The 15,887-nt window shown below is 35.1% G+C and carries 11 protein-coding genes; 6 read left to right on the forward strand and 5 right to left on the reverse strand.

All coding sequences use genetic code 11. The annotated features are described in order from the left end of the window. Positions 1–249: 249 nt before the first annotated feature. Both EG342_RS03430 and EG342_RS03435 read right to left on the reverse strand, forming a co-directional pair. A complete protein-coding gene (locus EG342_RS03430) occupies positions 250–1,389 on the reverse strand; it encodes an EpsG family protein (RefSeq protein ID WP_246008727.1) in 1,140 nt (379 codons plus the stop codon). A 1-nt stretch (position 1,390) separates the two neighbouring features. Beyond that, positions 1,391–2,398, reverse strand: a complete 1,008-nt coding sequence (locus EG342_RS03435; RefSeq protein WP_103288420.1) for a hypothetical protein — start codon at positions 2,396–2,398, stop codon at positions 1,391–1,393. A gap of 183 nt (positions 2,399–2,581) precedes the next feature. On the opposite strand from EG342_RS03435, the gene EG342_RS03440 reads away from it, so the two are divergent. The 5 genes from EG342_RS03440 to EG342_RS03460 are packed head-to-tail and all read left to right on the forward strand — an operon-like array spanning position 2,582 to position 9,214. Beyond that, a complete protein-coding gene (locus EG342_RS03440) occupies positions 2,582–6,235 on the forward strand; it encodes an MMPL family transporter (RefSeq protein WP_103288421.1) in 3,654 nt (1,217 codons plus the stop codon). 42 nt (positions 6,236–6,277) lie between these two features. Further along, positions 6,278–7,192 carry a hypothetical protein gene (locus tag EG342_RS03445; protein WP_103288422.1) on the forward strand — a complete coding sequence of 305 codons (915 nt, stop codon included), beginning with the start codon at positions 6,278–6,280 and terminating at the stop codon, positions 7,190–7,192. A 1-nt stretch (position 7,193) separates the two neighbouring features. After that, positions 7,194–8,333: a beta-ketoacyl-ACP synthase III gene (locus EG342_RS03450; protein WP_103288423.1), complete on the forward strand. Its 1,140-nt coding sequence runs from the start codon at positions 7,194–7,196 to the stop codon at positions 8,331–8,333. Then, positions 8,333–8,764: a hypothetical protein gene (locus EG342_RS03455; protein ID WP_103288424.1), complete on the forward strand. Its 432-nt coding sequence runs from the start codon at positions 8,333–8,335 to the stop codon at positions 8,762–8,764. The genes EG342_RS03450 and EG342_RS03455 overlap by 1 nt, the downstream gene beginning before the upstream one ends. A gap of 6 nt (positions 8,765–8,770) precedes the next feature. Then, positions 8,771–9,214, forward strand: a complete 444-nt coding sequence (locus EG342_RS03460) for an ABC transporter permease (RefSeq protein ID WP_103288425.1) — start codon at positions 8,771–8,773, stop codon at positions 9,212–9,214. Between the two features lie 684 nt (positions 9,215–9,898). Here EG342_RS03460 and EG342_RS03465 read toward each other — a convergent pair. From EG342_RS03465 to EG342_RS03475, 3 genes are all read right to left on the reverse strand, one after another. Further along, positions 9,899–12,811: a M16 family metallopeptidase gene (locus EG342_RS03465; protein ID WP_103288426.1), complete on the reverse strand. Its 2,913-nt coding sequence runs from the start codon at positions 12,809–12,811 to the stop codon at positions 9,899–9,901. A 221-nt stretch (positions 12,812–13,032) separates the two neighbouring features. Then, positions 13,033–14,301: an erythromycin esterase family protein gene (locus EG342_RS03470; RefSeq protein WP_103288427.1), complete on the reverse strand. Its 1,269-nt coding sequence runs from the start codon at positions 14,299–14,301 to the stop codon at positions 13,033–13,035. A 66-nt stretch (positions 14,302–14,367) separates the two neighbouring features. Continuing rightward, entirely contained in the window at positions 14,368–15,177 is an 810-nt protein-coding gene (locus EG342_RS03475) for a helix-turn-helix domain-containing protein (RefSeq protein ID WP_103288428.1), read from the reverse strand. 259 nt (positions 15,178–15,436) lie between these two features. Between EG342_RS03475 and EG342_RS03480 the strand changes: the two genes are divergently transcribed. Beyond that, positions 15,437–15,841 carry a hypothetical protein gene (locus EG342_RS03480; protein ID WP_103288429.1) on the forward strand — a complete coding sequence of 135 codons (405 nt, stop codon included), beginning with the start codon at positions 15,437–15,439 and terminating at the stop codon, positions 15,839–15,841. The last annotated feature ends 46 nt before the right edge of the window (positions 15,842–15,887 follow it).

Consider the following 15,887-nt stretch of genomic DNA (forward strand, 5'->3'; position numbering starts at 1 on the left):
TAAAAACAACATATTTAAATTATATTATAAATAATTGAAAATAAAAACATTATGCACTCACAAAAATCTGATGCAAAATTAAAGGATTTCTCACAGAGTTTGTAACTCTAGAGGTAATTTGAACAAATATTAACCTGAAAAATGAAAAATAAAAAGTCTTAATCACAGAAAAGCACTGTGTCTGCTTGATTTTTAATCCAAAAAAAAGGCACCTTAAAAGATGCCTTTTGTATTTTCAATATTCCTTTTTTATGGAAGAATATGATTCCTGTAAAGATCAATGGAGAATCTTCCCGACTTGATATTATTAAATGCTGCAAAGACAACAAAATTAAAGAGAACAAGGGCAATGATAAAGGCATAGATCATGTTTTTAACCCTGCCTGATACAACATACATTGCATTAGGAATAATAATATAGGAGAACCCAATGAATGCCCCTGCCAATCGCGAGGAAAATATAGGATTATTTCTGAAAATAAAATAGAGGCAGATTCCGATAACTGCATAGTTTCTGTGATATTCGTAGTAAGGATACAGCTCTTTCATTTTGGTATCAAAAACAAAGAGGAAGAAGGTAAGAATGGCCATCATGGCTTCGGGGATTCCAAAACCCCCGTTTAATCTTTGCGCAGTTTCATTCATATACCCGTTAAAACCTTCTACTAAGGAACTTTCGGACGCCATACCACTTAAATAATCTCCAAAGACCCGATACACCTCAAATGGTGAAAGGAAAATAGAGGTAATAATCATGATCAGCATTATCGTCTTGTTGATGGGAACTCTGGCCAGCCAATACATAGGCAGGAACAAGTAACAGACACTGTGAATTCCTGATCCTATAAAGATAAAAAAGAGGTAATGCCAGAACTTCCGTTCTTTAATATACCGTATGGCAAAGTAGACAATAAAGGTTCCGAGATTCTGCCTGATCTGCCCGCTTTCCCCGACAAAGAAGTTGGGAATAAACATGAACAGTGTGAACGTGAACGGATAAAAGGTATTGTCTTCCGTATATTCAACTTTAAAAATAATAGCAAAAATGGCAATAATCAGGGTGACGATATAGAACGGAGCATTAAAAACATTAAGCAATATTTTATTAATCAAGGTATACAACCATTCTACATCCAGATTATCCGGCCCCTGCATATGGAGCATCTTCATAAAGATACTGTAATAGCTCTTCGTATCGGAGTAGATATAAATCCCAAGGTAACTTCCATAATCGGGTCCTACATCATTTCTAAGCCCGGCAATAATAATGAGATAAATCCCTAGAAACCAAAACCATTTTTTATCTACTTTCTTCCCATAGACTTCCTGGATACTGAAAAACAGCATATAGATCATCGCAATGATGTAATATGGATGTAATAAACTCATGCTAAATCTCTACTATTTTTTTAAATTGATGATAGGCGATGACAATTCCCGTCAGAATTAAAGGCAGAAAAAGCCTGACTTCCCAAAACAGTCCCACTAAGGTAACCATAAGAAGGTAAGGTATTGAAAAGAAAAGATATTTTCCAAAAACAATTCTATTTTCCTGAGTAATACAAAGTTTGTAGATAAAATAAAGTACAACAGCAGCAAAAACCAGCCCCGCCAGATTGAACGGACTTGAGAAATTGCGGTTGATATAAAAGCCTTCTACAAAAGTAGTTTCTTTTTGCTCAAGCATTGCCCGCAATCCTAAATAAGGAACTAGAAAAGCAATAACCAGTGGTATTATTTTCCAGATAGTCTGCCAATTACCTTTTTTCAAATCCTCTATATTAAGAAATACGGCAGCAAAAAAGGCAATATTAATACAAGCTGTTTCTCGAACAAATGTAGATATCACAACAAGACCTGTTAAAAGATAAAAGTATATATTGTTTTGGGTATGTAAATATTTCAAGGTTAAAAAAACTCCTGTGAGATAACAAAAAAGAGCAATAGTATCGCAATTTGTAGGAGCATATTGGGTGATTACAATAAAAAATATTGATAAAAGGTGAACGATCCTTCTTGCGTTAACGGATAAAAGCACCTCCAGTGATTTGAGTTTAAAAATAGCATTCAAAACCACAGAACATAAAATGAAGAAGACACTATTCATCAGAAAAAGTCCATGATAAAATGGGGTTCCGTTCTTGGATAGAAAATCTTTAAAAAAAGAAAAACGACCATTGATAAGGATTTCCATGAGACCTGTCATCTGAACACTCAGGTAATTGGGAATCACTCTGTAAGCATATACGGAGGTAAATAAAAAATCCGGCGTTTTTTCTGATGTTTTTAATCTTGTGTAGGAAGATTCAAAGCCGTAATAGGACATCGCAAACAACAGAAGCGGAAGTACTACAACAAATAGAAATCCGTTTATTTTTTCATCATTTCTTTTCAACATATCTAAAACAGATTCTTATTTTTTAATAATAATTGTGGTTTAAAATACATTTTATCAAAAGGGAACTTTTGCAAAAGTAGAATATTTTTTCATTCTGCCTAGAATATTTTATTGATTTTCAGCGAAAACTTATTTGAACTAATTCTTAAAAATTTAAATTTGCAGACTTGATTTAACCATGTAATGCATCGATTTTTTATATTTCTCTATTATCTGATTTCCAAAAACAAAATCATCTCTGTATTAACAGCGCTGGGGATTGCGGTTTTGTGCATATTTTTTGCTTCAAAAATCAATTTTGAAGAAGACATCAATCAGATCATTCCTAAAAATGAAAAGTCTGATCTTACGGCCAAAGTTCTTAAACAATTAAACTTTTCGGACAAGATCATTGTTATTATAGAAAAGAAATCCCGCGAAGACAGCTTCCAGCTTTCGGAAACAGCAGATACATTTTTACAAAAGATTGAGCCTTTGCAGCAATATATCGGTTCGGTTCAGGGTAAGGTAAATGATCATGAAATCTCAGAAACATTTGATTTTGTAAGCCAGAATTTACCGCTGTTTTTAAATGAAAATGATTACAAGGAAATTGCTCGTAAGCTCGATAAAGACAGCATTGCCAAACAAGTTGAAAACAACTACATATCATTGGTTTCCCCTACGAGTCTTGTGACCAAAGAATTCATCAAAAAAGATCCACTCGGACTTACTTTTTTAGGAATTAAAAAACTCAACGCACTCAACATCAGCAAAGATTTCAAGCTTGAAGACAGCTATATTGTCACCAAAGACGGAAAAAATCTTTTACTTTTTATTGATCCTAAAAATAAAAGCAACGATACGAAAGCTAATGAAGCCTTTGTAGATCGGCTGAACACGATACAAAGTGATATCAATAAACAGTTTAAAGGGAAAACAGAAATCAGTTATTTCGGTTCTCCTGTCATTGCTGTTGCGAATGCCAAGCAGATCAAAAAAGACATCCAGAATACGGTTGTAATTTCCCTCACAGTGCTGTTGATTTTGTTGATTTATTATTTCAGAAATCTCTTTACCCCGATCATTGTTTTTCTTCCGACCGTATTTTCTGTTTTGCTGGCTCTATTGATTTTGTATTTCATAAAGGATAAAATCTCGGCAATTTCATTAAGTGTAGGCGCCATTCTTATAGGAATTACCATAGATTATGCCCTGCATATTCTTACCCATTACAAGCACAATAATAATATTGAAGAGCTTTATAAAGAAATAACCCAACCTATTGTACTTAGTAGTGCAACTACTGCGGTTTCATTTTTATGTCTGGTCTTCGTACGTTCTGAAGCTTTAAAAGATTTAGGACTTTTCGCTGCTATTACAGTTATTTTATCGTCAATCACTGCATTAATCATTGTTCCGCAGCTTTATCATCCTAAAGAAAAAGAAGGTAAAACCAACACCAATTTCATCGATCGGATCGGATCCTATCCGTATGAGAAAAATAAACCGTTAATCATCGGGTGTACTGTCATTATCATTGCCTGCTTATTCGGATTCAGGCATGTGGGTTTTAATCAGGACATCGGAGATCTGAATTATATTCCTAAAGAACTTAAAATAAGTGAAGCCAAGCTACAGAAACTCTCTGATATCACTTCCAAATCGATCTACACCATATCTTATGGAAATTCCGAAGAAGAAGCATTGGCCAGAAACTCACAATTAAGCACCTTTTTAGAAAAAGAGAAGAAAGAAGGTAAAATCTTAAGTTATAATTCGATTGGAAATGTTGTTCTTTCTGAAAGTGACCAGCAAAAGAAAATTAAAGCTTGGGACAGCTTTTGGGATAACAATAAAAAAAACCAGACCATTTCCCAATTGGTAAGCAACGGAAACAAATTTGGATTCAATAGTTCAGCATTTGATAATTTCCAGAAGGTATTAAATAAGAACTATTCTACCTTAGCACTTAAAGATTATGAAAAGGTAAAAGCACTGCAAATCTCAGAATTCCTGAGTAATGAGAACGGCTTTTACACCGTTTCCAATGTGGTAAAAGTTAACGAAAATAAAAGGGATGCTTTCATTAAAGATATTGAAAAGAAACACGATGCTCTGGCCATTGACCGGCAGCAGATGAACGAAAACTTTCTCGGCCTTTTGAAAAGAGACTTCAATACGCTGATTAATTACTCTCTTCTGGCCATTGTTTTGACCATTATTGTTTTCTTCAGAAACTTTGAATTAACGGTTCTTACCATGTTTCCGATTGTTTTAACCGGAGTGGTCACTGCAGGGTTGCTTTATTTTTTAGGATTAGAATTAAATATCTTCAGTACTGTGGTGTGTACATTGGTTTTTGGTGTTGGCGATGACTTCAGTATTTTCCTGACACAGGCTATGCAAAAGGAACATACCAGAGGGAAAAATGAATTACCAACCTACAGAACATCTATTATACTGGCGGTTTTCACCACGATACTTTCTATCGGATCGCTGATCTTTGCCAAACATCCGGCTTTGCATTCTTTAGCTTTGGTTGCTTTGATCGGAATGTTTTCTGTGATCATCATTACTTCTACCCTCTACCCTTTCTGGTTCAGACTACTAATTACAAACAGAGCAAAAAAAGGACTTTCTCCGATTACATTCAGATTGTTTTTAAATTCTGTTATTTCATTTTTATATTATGGATTGGGTGGATTGATATTCTCCGTTTTTGGCAGCTTCTTTGTAAGAAACTCCAAGGGTAAAACGTTAGATTTTATTAAACTTATTTTAGCTAAATTTTTAACATCGGTATTGTACTCAAATCCTTTTGTAAAGAAAAGAGTCATCAAAAACACTTCCGAAGATTTCAGCAAACCGGCCGTTATCATTGCCAATCACACCTCCTTCCTGGATACACTGGCCATTGCAATGGCGACTCACAAAATTATTTATCTGGTCAACGATTGGGTATACGATTCCCTTGTTTTCGGAAAACTGGTAAAAGCATTAGGTTTTTACCCGGTTTCACAAGGTATAGAAAATGGAATGGACAAACTGAAAGAGAAAATTGAACAAGGATATTCTCTTGTGGTTTTCCCTGAAGCCGAACGGTCTTATAGCAATGATGTCAAAAGATTTCATAAAGGAGCTTTTTACCTTGCAGAACAATTTGATCTGGATATTCTCCCACTCTATATTCATGGGAATTCAGAAGTACTTCCTAAAGGAGATTTTATAATATATGACGGTAGCATTACCGTAAAAGTTGGGGATAGAATCCTTAAAGACAACCTTAGTTTTGGCAAAAACTATTCGGAAAGAACAAAGAAAATCAATGCTTACTACAGAGACGAATTTGCAAAATTGAGAGCAGAGATTGAAGATGAAAATTATTTTAAAAAACAATTATTCTTAAGCTATTTATACAAAGACAGCGATGTGGTAAAAGAAGTAAAGAAAGATTTTAACACAAATAAATCGGTTTACTTTGAGCTGAACAAACATATTCCGAATGATGCCAACATTCTTCATCTTGCCAATGACTTTGGACAAAAAGATGCATTATTAACATTATATCAAGCCAGCCGAAGAATTTTCTCCCTTATCAAAAATGACGAAAAAAGAGAAACCGCTGCACACAGTTATCTTGCTAAAAAAAGAAAGCTACATTATATAAAGGATATCTCCGAAGTCAATAAAAACATAGACGTTCTCTTGATTTCAGACGATCATTTTAACCCCAATGATATGGCTATTTTACCTGAAACCATCATTTTTGTAAATATAAATGGCCCGGAGTTTGAAAGTGAAAATTATACATTAAAATTTAGTTCTGACTCATTAAAAGTATTTAAAACTAAATAATAAATATGAAAAACATATTTTTGTAAACGCTAAAGAGATCCCATGAAAAAAAACATACTTGTCATATATTATTCTCAAACCGGCCAGCTGGAAGATATTGTGAGAAATATAGCCAAGCCTTTTGAGGCCCAAAAGGAAGAATATGATGTTACCTATTATAATATTAAGCTAAAGGAAGATTTCCCTTTTCCGTGGCCGGGTGATGTTTTTTTCAATACTTTCCCTGAATCTTATCTGCAGATCCCAAAGGAAATGCTACCCCCATCTGAGGAAGTACTCAGCAAAAAATACGACCTCATCCTGTTTGGATATCAGGTATGGTACCTTACGCCTTCTATTCCTATTATTTCATTCCTTAAAAGCAGTTATGCGGAGAACATTCTTAAAGACACTCCCGTTGTGACGATTTCTGGAACAAGAAATATGTGGATGCTTTCTCAGGAGAAGTTAAAAGTATATTTAAGAGATTTAAAAGCAAAACTTGTTGGAAATATCGCCCTGGTAGACCGACATGATAATTATACCAGTGTCCTTACTATTCTCCGCTGGCTGACGACCGGCCAGAAAGAAAAGTCGGGTATACTTCCTGCAGCCGGTATTTCCGATGAAGAAATTGCCGGATCTGTAAAATATGGTGAAATCATTGAAAGGCATTTTAAAAACAACGATTTCAACAGCCTTCAACCTGATCTTGTAAAAAATGGAGCCATTGAAATACGTCCGTTTTTGGTACGGGTTGAAAAGGTTGGAAATAAAATTTTCACCGTCTGGTCTAATCTGATTATAAAGAAAAAAGAGAAGCGCCCATTGCTAATAAAATTCTTTAAGGTATATTTGATGGCAGCGATATGGATTATCTCACCTGTCGTTTTGGTTTTACACCTTCTCACAACCCCTATATTTTGGTTTAAAAGACAAAAGCAAAAAAGATATTTACAAGGAATTAATTTAAAATAGAATGTACGACGTATTTATAACAAAAGCATCAAAATACTTACCCAATGAGCCGGTAGCGAATGATGAAATGGAGACTTATCTTGGGCTTATCAATGATGCGCCTTCTAAAGCCAGATCACTGATTCTGAGAAATAATAAAATTACGACAAGATATTACGCTTTAGATAAAGAAGGAAATCCTACGCACTCCAATGCGCAGCTTACAGCAAAAGCAATAGAAGGACTTTTTGATGAAAATTTCAAAAAGGAGGATATGAAATTATTATCAGTAGGAACTACTTCCCCGGACCAGATTCAGCCGTCTCATGCATCTATGGTTCATGGTGAGCTGAATATCGGAAAATCTATTGAAATTAATACGGCAACAGGTCTCTGTAACTCCGGAATGAATGCATTGAACTATGGATTCCTTTCAGTGAGAGCCGGTGTACAGGAAAGTGCAGTTTGTGCAGGTTCTGAAAGAATGTCTGCGTGGATGACTGCCGACAAATTCAATCACGAAGCTGAAAATTTAAAATTACTGGAAGAAAGACCTATTATCGCTTTCAAAAGAGAATTCCTTAGATGGATGCTTTCTGACGGAGCGGGTGCTTTCTTATTACAAAATAAACCGAGAGAAAACCAGATCTCTTTAAAAATAGAATTTATTGATTTCTATTCTTACGCTCATGAAATCGAAGCTTGTATGTATGCCGGATGCGACAAACAGGAAGACGGAAGCCTTAAATCATGGGCAGATTATCCGTCTGATGACTGGTTGAAGCAATCTATTTTTGCCATCAAACAGGACACTAAGATTCTTGACAAATATATTCTGGTAAAAGGAGCCGAAAGCTTACGATCTTCTTTTGACAAACACAATCTGGATCCTGAAAAAATCGATCATGTATTGGCGCACATCTCCTCTGGTTACTTTAAAGAGGGATTGAAAGAAGAATTCGCTAAAAAAGGAATGGATTTCCCTTGGGAAAAATGGTTCTATAACCTTTCTGATGTTGGAAATATTGGTGCCGGATCAATATTTATCGCATTGGAAGAACTAATGAATTCAGGAAAATTGAAAAAAGGAGAAAAAGTACTTCTTTGTGTTCCTGAGAGTGGAAGATTCGCGTATTCTTGTTCTTTATTAACAGTTTGCTAATGGAAAACAAACTGCCATCATCTGATCAAGATTTTGTAGAAAGCCTTATTCCACAACGCGCTCCGTTTGTAATGGTACATGAATTGTCGGAATACTCTGAAAACCACCTTATTTCAGGATTTAAGATAAAGGAAGATAACCTGTTTGTTCAGGACGGATACTTTCAGGCTTCCGGTCTCATCGAACATCAAGCACAAAGCGTAGCATTGCACACAGGATATAAATATTACCTGCTGGGAAAAGATGCACCAACCGGATACATCGGAGCCATCAAATCCTTTGAAGCAGAAACCCTTCCTAAAGCCGGAGATCAGCTGAAATCTGAGGTAACCATCCTCAACGAAGTAATGGGAGTAACGCTGGTAGATATTATTACCAGGCTGAATGGTGAAGTGATTGCAAAATCACAAATGAAAACCGCTGTAAAATAACTGAAAATGGAAATTAAGGAAGACAATATCATCAATATACACAACTTTTTACCTCATCGTGAGCCCATGCTCATGGCAGATTATATTCTGGAGCTAACCAAGGAAAAAGTGATGACTTCCTTTGAAATAAAAAAAGATAACATCTTTGTTCATCATGATGAATTTGCAGAATCTGGATTAATTGAAAACCTGGCTCAAACCTGCTCCTCAATCCTTGGACAAAGCTTCTTTGAAAACCCTGAAGCAGATACTAAAGTGATAGGCTTTATCACCAATATCAAAAAAATTGAAATTTTTGCCCTTCCCAAAGTTGGCAGCACCATTATTTCAAAAGCTTCCCTCATTTCTCAGTTTGAAAATATATGCCATATCTTCTGTGAAACCTTCAACAATGATGAATTATTGATCAGAGCAGAGATTAATCTGTTTATCCAGGAGGTGAAATCGTAAGAGAAAATTATAAACTTGTAAAGCCGTACGTAATGTGCGGCTTTTTTGTTATAGCTAAAATTTATAGGGCGTTTTAAGGGTAGGTTTTGGCTAAAGCCAATTGAATTTATTTTATCCGTTGAATGGGCTAAAGCCCATTCCTATTGATATGACCACAATATTTCCCAACAAAGATATTTCAATTCCTCATCGCTGAGTGAAACGCCCTTGCGATCAAAAATACCCGTTACAATAATAATTCCTTTGCGAATTTTTGCGTTTAAACCACAATTAAATTTGTGAATATTTGTGCAATTTTATTAGTGACATTTGTGTTTAAGCTTTAAGTTTCGGCTAAAGCCAGATTGATTTTATCTTTTCTATTGAATGGGCTAAAGCCCATTCCTATTGATATGACCACAATATTTCCCAACAAAGATATTTCAATTCCCCATCGCTGAGTGAAACGCCCTTGCGATCAAAAATACCTGTTATAATAATTCCTTTGCGAAGTCTTGCGTTTAAACCCCATTAAATTTGTGAATATTTGTGCAATTTCATTAGTGACATTTGTGTTTAAAGTAGATTTATTTCACGTGAAACATTCTACAAATCCGTGGAACATTCACTATCAGACAAAACCTTTATTTAAACAAAAAAGTGGAACATTTCTGCTCCACTCTACCTATTATTAAAACTAGAATATTAGTATCCGAAGATCTCTTCAAGTGATACCTCCTGGAATTCTCCCATTTTATTGATCGATTCCATATTCAGGTTCTCTTTCTTACCAATGATGGCAGTATTGTATTGTACAGGTTTAACCTCTGTATTATAAAATCCTGTCAATTGTGGTAAACTTAACCCTTGGATTTCAGAATAAACGTCTTTTCTGATATCATAGTCAACACCTAATTTTTTCAATCCTAACTGACTAAAGAAAATATTGGTTCTGTTGATTCTGTTGGAAGCAATCTGCTTCAGTGCCGAACCTTTTGCATTTTCGAACTGTGCCGGAACTTGTGGTAATTCTACCATCAGCTCATTCATTGCATTAACGGCTAGCGGAAGCTTATTCGATTGTGTTCCGATATAGTTGGTAATGTAGTTGGCATGTCCTTTTTCTGAAGCATTAGCATAAGAAACATAGGCTGTATAAGCTAACGACTTACTTTCTCTGATCTCCTGGAAAACGATGGAAGATAACCCTCTTCCAAAATATTCATTGAAGAGATTAGCTTTTCCAAAATTACTCAGATTCACAGTGCTTCCTTTCGCTACTTTTGACATTTCCATCTGTACCATATCATAGTTGGTGAAATACACCTTCCCTGTAGTGGCAGGTTCCGCATATTCTTTAGCTTTTGACGGCTGAAGACTTGCATTGATAACAAAAGGCTTAACGGCTTTCTCCAATCCGGACTGATCCTGACCGTAAAGGAATATCTGATAAGGATACTGCCCCAAAGTTTTTATCTTTTTCATCAACTCTGCAGCATCTATACTTTCAAGACGTTGCTTAGAAACAATATCTGTCATTCTGGAGTCTTTTCCATACTTAGCATAGCTTGAAAGCGCTCCCATAATTCTAACCTTATCTTTCTTAGCGGCAGCTCTTGCTTCAAGGATTGTTTTTACCGTTTGGCTGTAAATTGCTTTATCAGCTTTCACATTGGTCATCCAGTGGTTCATCAGCTCCACTCCTTTTTTCATATTGCCCTCAAGACCGCTTAATGTAATATACATCTGGTCATTGGAAGTTCTGATGCTGTAAGAAATACCTAATTTGTAGAATTCTTCCTTCAGTTGTTCCGGAGTATATTTATCCGTTCCGAGATATTCAAAAACAGTTCCTGCAACAGACAGCTCTTTATCATTATCTGTTCCGAACGGGAATACATAGCTAACCTGTGCAATCTCGTTATATTTATTTTTCACAAAGCTTACCGTTTTGTCTTTGATCTGCGAAGTCTGAATCGCTGTTTTATAATCGATAAACTCAGGCTTGATCTCCGGTACCTTTGTATTCAAAATATCTTTAAGGAAAGGAGATTGTACTTCTCTGTTCAGTTTAATCGGAGTAATTCCTGGATTCTCTACTCGAACCAATTTATCATTCACTCCTTTTTCTTTATAAACCACTACATAGTTATCCTTAAAGAAATCATTCGCAAACTTTACAACATCAGCTTTCGTAATCTTTTCATACTGATTAATTTCATCCAGTTCCTGTTCCCAGGTTCTTCCTTTGATATAAGAATCATAAAGCTCAGTTGCCAATCCGTCTGCGGTTTCCCATCCTTTCATGCGCTGAACCTTTTTATCATTAACGATGGCTTTCAGCATCCAATCCGGGAATTGTCCTTTTTTAACAAGATCCAGTTGATCCAGCAATAACTTTTTAGCATCATCAAAGCTTTGTCCGTCTTTAGGAGTTACCACCAATCCAAAATAACCATACATTTTGAAAGGGGACTCATAAGCACTCGCTCCAAGAGTCTTTTGCTTTTGATTAATATTAAGGTCAATCAGCCCTGCATCTCCACTGTTGCTTAAAATTTCTGCAATGACATCTGCTAATCTTGCATCCTGACTTCCGTAAGAATCTGTTCTCCATGCCATCGTCATTCTTGGAGTAGACGGGCTTTTCACTGTTCTGGAAACGATTTTGGTCATCGGTTCTTCAGTAACCATCTTTTTCATCGGAAGCTCCTTATATTTGAAAGCTCCGAAATACTGATCAACTAATTTTATAGTTTTGTCAAAATCAATATCTCCCACCAGCACTACCGCCATATTATTAGGCACATAATACGTATCAAAATACTTATGGATTGCTATCATTGAAGGGCTTTTCAGGTGCTCTGAAGTCCCAATCGTAGTTTGTTGTCCGTTCGGATGTTTTGGGAAAAGAGCTTCCATTAAGGCGTAGTTTACCAAACGTCCGTCGTTGTCTTGTGCTCTGTTATATTCCTCGTATACAGCTTCCAGTTCTGTATGAAAAAGACGTAATACCAGTTCCGAAAAACGCTCCTTTTCAACTCTTAACCATTTTTCCAGTTCATTGGCCGGAATATTATTTTTGTATACCGTTTCATCCAGCCATGTATGCGCATTCGTACCTGTAGCTCCCAATGAAGAAATTGCTTTGTCATACTCATTAGCGATCGCATACTTTGATGCTTCCTGAGATACTTCGTCGATCTTTTTATACAATTCTTTTTTCTTTACAGGATCTTTTTCCGCCTTATGTTGCTCATAAAGGTCGGAGATCTGTTGCAATAAAGCTTTTTCTTTCGCCCAATCCTGAGTTCCCAGGTGTGATGTTCCCTTGAACACCATATGCTCAAGATAATGAGCCAAACCGGTATTATCACTTGGATCGTTATTCGAACCTGTTCTTACAGGAATATAAGTCTGAATTCTCGGTGCATCCTCATTCTTTGCCAGATAAACTTTCAGTCCGTTCTTCAAAGTGTACACTCTTACGCCCGCCTGGTCGTTCTTTACCGTTTCATAGGTGTACCCCTGCGCATCCGTCAGTTTTTGTGTATCGAATTTCTGTGCCATTGCGCTCAGCATACAGAAAAGCGAAACAGAAATAAAAAACTTTTTCATAGTTGTTATTTGCTAGTTATTTTTATCCAAATTTCTAAAACCATTAGTCTTATTTACAATACACTTGTTACAGTAGATGTATTACATTCCTAAAAGAATTTTGTAGATCACACAGAAGGCATACTAAATGTTTAAAGGGACACAGAAGAGCGGTTAATTAATATAAAAAAGGAGCCAAATTATAAAAATCCAGCTCCTTATTATTAGTGAGGTTTACCCTATCAGTTTAAATGCTCAGAAGCATTTGTTTTTCTGAGGAAAATAATACCATCAAAATAATCATTTAGATTACTGATCTTTTCTGTGTATATATTCTTCTCATATTTTACAGGATCCAGATAAAAGTATCCCCATAACGCTAAGGACAAATTTTGTTTAAGATTTCCATGGTTTTTACGAAGATCCAGATAAAAATTTTCATTTTTAAAACTTGAAAAATAATTTTGCCAGCTGGTTTTTAACGGAAGTGGAAGCTCATAGGCTTTATATTTGTTATCATTAGTGTCAATATTATCTAAAGTAGCGCTATAAGTACCGGTGGATGTTAATGTTGCCAATGCAAAGTATTTTTCACCAAACTGCTTTTTAAGATATCCGCCCATACCCATATCTCCAGAAAAAGGAAATCTGAAAGAGACATGCCCATTATGAGCTATAATAATAACCTTTTTGTTATTGTATAACTGATAGGTTTTTATGACCATTTCTGCCATCATCTGATCTCTGGAAACCTCATAGTTCTTTTTGTTGGCTTCATACATTACAGTAAAGCCCAGTTTTATATTTTCTAATGCCAGTGTTGATTCAGTGGATAGATCAACATTTTCCTTCCTTACTGTTTCTTTAATATTCTCTACTAATTCATAAGCCTGAGTACCATTCTTTATAAGTGACGGCATATCAATCCGAAAGCCTTTATCATTCTGTTTGTTCCACATCTCATCCTGGTATTTGGCTTTTAACAGAAGACTATCCGTCAATAATTTTAATACCTTGTTATTTTTAAACTCATTTTCAAGAATATTTACACAATTAAATGTAAAGTTAAAGTCGACTCCGGAAAGCAAAATCTGATTTTTATTCCTTTTATTATAATCTCTTATCCATAACAGAAAATCTTCAATTTCTTTAGTCTGCCATATAGAAATGAGATATTGTTTCATTGCTGTTTTAATATCTGTATTGGAATTAACAGCTTTATTCAAATAGTAAATATCGCCATACGGGGCCTCGAAACATACAATATTGAAATGTTGCTTCGTTATTAAATTTTTAGAGATTGCCGCTCGTATTTCATTAAACTCTTTGGTTCCATGCGTGCCTTCTCCAAGCCCGACAATGGTATTGTTTCCGATTTCTTCTACAACCGGTGTTACTATTTTCACATAATCCTTAGTTACATTGAGTTCAATCGTCTTGACAGGATAATCCTGGGCTTTTATATGAAAAAGGCCAATTACAAGTAGCAGCGCTAATAATTTTTGTTTCATTTTTGTTTTATAATGGTTGGAACAAAAATATAAAGTGCAACATGATTATAATTGTACAAATGGAAACTACTCTTTAAACATCCAGATATTTTCTTTGGAAATGTCAACATTATTGAAAAATAATCCAGGATTAATTTTAGCCAGTTCTTTAAAATTCCTGATGAAATGAGATTGGTCATAAAAGTTGGCATCCAATGATAAACCTATAAGATTAGGATTACTGCTTTTCTGGTTAATGGCGTTCCTAAATTTATTTACTTTTCGAAATTCAGAAGGTGATTTCCCTACATACTTTTGAAACATTTTATTCAGGTATTGTCTGGATATTTGATTTTTTTCTGCTATTTCTTCTATGCTCATTTGGGAATTGATATCCTTCAGCCAATCTTCAACACGTGTAAGATCTTTTTTAATAAGCTTTGACATCCAGTATTTTTCCAGTAACTCCAATTGATGACTTCTTTCTTTTGTAAAAAGTATATTTATCATTTCATCCTCATAATCATTAAAAGGACTAAAATAGCTAAAGTCATTTTCAAATAAAGACGATGGCTCCTCTATAAAATAATTGAGCCCGGCAGGCTTAAAATAAATTGTAATTTCGTCCACTACAGCATTGACGATGACTTCTACGGGTGTAATATATTTTTTCACCAGTGTAGACGTAAATTTTTGGTCAGCAGAAGAGACCGTAATTTTATCTTTTTCCAGTTTTACAGCTGCATTCAGATAAATAGAAACAATGTTATAATTGTTTGGAAAGGTCTGATAATTAAAAGGATTTTCAATCTTTTGTTTGGAGATGAAATAAAACCCTTCGATATATTTGTTTAAGATATTATTGGATGGCTTATAAAACTTTACATCGATTTTCATATACTACTGCAATTGTTCAGATATTTATCGCACATTTTTGATGAGTTGTAAAAATACAAATATATTGTCCTAAAAAATTGAATGCCACACAAATCTCATGACAATACCGAATTACAATAACATTTAGTATTTATTTGCCGGAAACAAATGATCTGATTTACATATAATGTATTTTCACTATTTTAGCCACCTGATTAAAAGAATCAAAACAGGTGAACCTTATTTCATCTGGAATCTAAAAAAATTAAACATTATTTAGATGAAAAAACAAGACCTGCCTCAGGACGAAAGCAATCTGAAATCCGCCAACATGACTGAAGTCTTGTATGTAATGGATGAAAACGACAACTATACCACGGCAAACAGTACAGGCTGGGATGCAAAGAAGGCTGCTTTGGATGAATCCATGGAACTCATTCATGAAAGAATTGAAGAGGCAAAGCAAAACGTTGCCAATAATATTGTAAGCCCGATTGTTTATTTTATGGAACTCAATAAAATGGATATGGGCGTGCTTTCTTCCTATGTGGGAATATGGCAATGGAGGGTAAAAAGACACTTTAAACCCAAAAATTTTAAAACACTAAGCGAGACCACCCTGAAAAAATATGCCGATGCATTCGGAATTTCAGTGGATGAATTAAAAAACTTCGACGGGAAATAAATGAAATAAGGCACCTATGCATTATTCCATTTGACCAATGAAAAAG

The sequence above is a fragment of the Chryseobacterium lactis genome (assembly GCF_003815875.1).
Taxonomy (GTDB): domain Bacteria; phylum Bacteroidota; class Bacteroidia; order Flavobacteriales; family Weeksellaceae; genus Chryseobacterium; species Chryseobacterium lactis.

Excerpts from the sequence above, each read along its gene's own strand:
- EG342_RS03430 (WP_246008727.1), bottom strand. The coding sequence starts at position 1,389 with ATGAGTTTATTACATCCATATTACATCATTGCGATGATCTATATGCTG.
- EG342_RS03435 (WP_103288420.1), bottom strand. The coding sequence starts at position 2,398 with ATGTTGAAAAGAAATGATGAAAAAATAAACGGATTTCTATTTGTTGTA.
- EG342_RS03440 (WP_103288421.1), top strand. The coding sequence starts at position 2,582 with ATGCATCGATTTTTTATATTTCTCTATTATCTGATTTCCAAAAACAAA.
- EG342_RS03445 (WP_103288422.1), top strand. The coding sequence starts at position 6,278 with ATGAAAAAAAACATACTTGTCATATATTATTCTCAAACCGGCCAGCTG.
- EG342_RS03450 (WP_103288423.1), top strand. The coding sequence starts at position 7,194 with ATGTACGACGTATTTATAACAAAAGCATCAAAATACTTACCCAATGAG.
- EG342_RS03455 (WP_103288424.1), top strand. The coding sequence starts at position 8,333 with ATGGAAAACAAACTGCCATCATCTGATCAAGATTTTGTAGAAAGCCTT.
- EG342_RS03460 (WP_103288425.1), top strand. The coding sequence starts at position 8,771 with ATGGAAATTAAGGAAGACAATATCATCAATATACACAACTTTTTACCT.
- EG342_RS03465 (WP_103288426.1), bottom strand. The coding sequence starts at position 12,811 with ATGAAAAAGTTTTTTATTTCTGTTTCGCTTTTCTGTATGCTGAGCGCA.
- EG342_RS03470 (WP_103288427.1), bottom strand. The coding sequence starts at position 14,301 with ATGAAACAAAAATTATTAGCGCTGCTACTTGTAATTGGCCTTTTTCAT.
- EG342_RS03475 (WP_103288428.1), bottom strand. The coding sequence starts at position 15,177 with ATGAAAATCGATGTAAAGTTTTATAAGCCATCCAATAATATCTTAAAC.
- EG342_RS03480 (WP_103288429.1), top strand. The coding sequence starts at position 15,437 with ATGAAAAAACAAGACCTGCCTCAGGACGAAAGCAATCTGAAATCCGCC.